This window comes from Actinosynnema sp. NPDC023658, from assembly GCF_040639995.1.
Lineage (GTDB): Bacteria > Actinomycetota > Actinomycetes > Mycobacteriales > Pseudonocardiaceae > Actinosynnema.
Map to the genome: position 1 here is coordinate 1 of NZ_JBFAAX010000746.1, position 2,804 is coordinate 2,804.

General features: G+C 71.7%; 2 protein-coding genes. One reads left to right on the top strand and one right to left on the bottom strand.

Features of this window, described 5'->3' with window-relative positions; translation table 11 throughout:
* Window positions 1-1,013 (top strand): PLP-dependent aminotransferase family protein (locus tag AB0G02_RS34125; protein ID WP_360802687.1); only part of this gene is annotated, 1,013 nt, incomplete at its 5' end.
* Window positions 1,014-1,037: 24 nt separating this feature from the next.
* Here the strand turns inward: AB0G02_RS34125 and AB0G02_RS34130 are convergent.
* Window positions 1,038-2,804: SGNH/GDSL hydrolase family protein (locus tag AB0G02_RS34130; RefSeq protein WP_360802690.1), on the bottom strand; the 1,767-nt coding region annotated here is incomplete at its 5' end.

Consider the following 2,804-nt stretch of genomic DNA (forward strand, 5'->3'; position numbering starts at 1 on the left):
CCCTGCGCGAGTTGTCCACCTCCGGCGACGTGGCGTCCCTGCTGCGGCAACAACCGCCCGGCGGCCGGCGGCACGAGCGCGCCGCCGTGGCGACCCACCTGCTCGACCGCGGCGTCGACACCGCCCCGGCCAACGTCGCGCTGACCTGCGGCGCCCAGCACGCGCTCGACACGACGCTGCGCTCGGCCACCCGGCCGGGGGACGTCCTCGCCGTCGACGCCCTCACCTACCCCGGCATGAAGCTCCTCGCCGCCGCGCACCACCTCGAACTCGTCCCGGTCCCCGCCACCGCGACCGGTCCGGACCTCGACGCCCTCGACCACCTGTGCCGTGCCCGTCGCGTCCGGGCCGTCTACACCATCCCGACCCTGCACAACCCGCTCGGCTGGGTGCTCGACCGCACCACCCGGGAACGCCTGGTCGACCTCGCGCACCGGCACGACCTGCTGATCGTGGAGGACGGCACCTACGCCTTCCTCGACCCCGCCGCCCCGCCACCGGTGCACGCCCTGGCCCCGGACCGCACCTGTTACGTCTCCGGCCTGTCGAAGAACCTGGCCGGCGGTCTGCGGTTCGGCTTCGCCGTCGTGCCCGACCGCCTCGTGCCGGCGTTCGCGACGAGCCTGCGTTCCTCGACGTGGGGAACCCCTGCCCTGGTCAGCGCCCTGGCCACCCGCTGGCTCACCGACGGCACCGTCACCCGCCTGGAGCGCCGCCGCCGCGCCGACGCCCGCGCCCGGCAGTCCGTCGCCCGCACCGCCCTCGCCGGCCTGGACACCACCGCGCACCCGGCGTCCTTCTTCCTCTGGCTGCGCCTCGCCCCGTACCTGCACGCGGACCGGGTAGCCACCGCCCTGGCCCGCGAGGGAATCCTGGTCTCCACCGCCGACGCCTTCGCGACCGGCAAGCACGCCCCCCAAGCCCTCCGCCTGGCCCTGACGGACCCCCCGATCGACGACCTCGCCCCCATCCTCACCCGACTGCGCACGACCCTCGACACCTTCCCGCCGTAACGCAACCGGTCCGGTGTGGACGGGTCAGAGCGCCATCTTCCGGATGACCGCATCCGCCACGGCCTGCTGGCCGTCGGAGTTCGGGTGGGCGGCACCGGGATCGAGCGAGATCGGGTTCATCCAGGTCCGGTCGGAGCACATCTCGTGGCCGTCCAGCGCTTCGAGCGTGGAGACGTACTCCAGACCTGCCTGCGCGGCGGCGGAGGCCAGACCCTGGTCGAGCTGGACCGCGAGGGCGTTGAGCTTGGCGCGTTCGGCATCGGACAGCCAGGTGCAGCGCACGGCGGACTGGAACTGCGGGAACAGGCGCGGGTAGCCGACCACGATGATCCGCGCCCCGCTGCCCGCCGCGTTCCTGATGCCGGTGTAGACGGAGGGGAGGAACCGGACCAGTTCGCTGATGTCGGCGGCCTCGGCGTCGAGCTTGTGCACGCAGGAGAACAGGACGCACCAGCGGATGTAGCCGGCGAAGTCCACGTCGTTGCCACCGATCGTGACCGTGACGACGTCGGGCTGCCCGGTGCGGATGGTGTCGAGTTGCGGGTTCTGCTTCTTCTCCTCCTGGGTGAGGCCCTTCGTCGTCGCGCCGGAGCAGGCGACGTTGGCCGACGACGTGATGCGGTCGCGGTTCGCGCCGGCGACGCGGGTGGGCCACCCCAGGGAACTCCGGTGACAGGCGTCGGACAGGTCGTAGGGCGGGTTGCCCTCACCGGAGGAGTACGAGTCGCCCAGGGCGATGTACTTCAGTGGTTTGTGGACGGTGATGGCGGAGGACGTCAGGTGCGCGGACCCGCACGTCACGTGGACCACGTCGGTGCCCTGCGCGTTCAGGCGGAAGCCCTGGGTGTAGTTCAGGTGGTCGGTGGTCGTGGGGGAGTCGATCACGGCGTCGGTGGCGGGACGGCCGTCCGATGTGACGACCGACAGGACGGGCGTCGTGGAGCGGCACTGGTAGGTGGCGGTGAAGAGGGAACCGGCGAGCCCCGCACCCGGGGAGACGGCCACGGTCGGCACCGGAGCGGTGTAGGTGAAGCGAACCGAGACGTCGTCGATGTTGTAGATGGAGTTGGTGAAGTAGCCCTGGAGGACGACCTCGTAGGAGCCGCTGCTCACCGCCTCGGCGTGAAGAGGGCAGTCCAGGGACGTGTAGCCGACCAGGTAGTCGTCCACGGTGGTTTCCGAGTACGGGTCGAAGTGGAGCAGGCGCGTGGGGTCGTTGTGGTCGGTGCACTGCGCGTAGGTGGGTGCGTGCTGGTCGAACCCGATGGTCGTGCGGTCGCCGCCGAGGTGGGACCGGATCTCGACCTTGCGCACGGACGAACCGACGGGCAGGTCGGTGCCGGGGAAACCGCGAAGGGTGATCCGGCCGTTCCCGACCTCGCTGTGGGCGACCAGGCCGTCCCGGAGGAGGACCCGGGCGGGATCGTCGTAACCGCCGCCGTCCGCGGTGGTCGTGGGGAAGATCCAGTCGGTGGTGGTCTCCGCGGGATCGGTCACCGTGATCGTCTCGGACGGCATGTCGTAGCCCTCGCACAGGACGTGGACCACGTACGTCCCCGAGTGCGCGAACGTCACCGCCTGCGTGAAGTCGGCGTCGCCCGAGCGGACCGGAACGCCGAAGGCCACGCCGTCCGCGAGTTGGCCGTTGCCCTGCACTGCCGACGTGGAGGGGGTGCTGGGGCACAGGTAACCGGCGCCCCCGCCCAGGCGACGCCGCCGAACATCCCGAGCACCGCTACCGCGCTCTCGGAGCTGGCCGCCCTGCGGGTCGCCGGCGAAGGCTCCACGAGC